The sequence below is a fragment of the Marinomonas sp. S3726 genome (assembly GCF_000967665.1).
Classification (GTDB): domain Bacteria; phylum Pseudomonadota; class Gammaproteobacteria; order Pseudomonadales; family Marinomonadaceae; genus Marinomonas.
Genome location: NZ_JXYC01000038.1, coordinates 1 through 306 on the forward strand (window position 1 = coordinate 1; position 306 = coordinate 306).

Annotated in this window: 1 protein-coding gene; it reads left to right on the top strand. The window is 55.2% G+C overall.

Going from position 1 to position 306, the window contains the following annotated elements; all coding sequences use genetic code 11:
- Window positions 1-306 (top strand): immunoglobulin-like domain-containing protein (locus tag TW85_RS26245; protein ID WP_046019400.1); only part of this gene is annotated, 306 nt, incomplete at both ends.

The window sequence follows — 306 nt, forward strand, 5'->3', positions numbered from 1 at the left end:
TTACCTACACAGCGACCTTGACGAATGCAGCGCAAGGCGATGTGACCGTGACGCTAGATAATGGTGAGACCATCACGATTGCCGACGGTGCAACCACAGGCACAGTGGATGTCACGGTTGCGGCGGATGAAGATGTTTACACTGATGCATCCAGCATTAGCGCAAGCATCACTGGCGCGACAGGCGGTAACTTCGAAAACTTAGCGGTTGATAGCACAGCGGCAACAACAGCGATCACAGATACCACAGACACAACGACCGTGAGCCTAAGTGCGACCGGTTCGATCACCGAAGCGGGTGGCACGG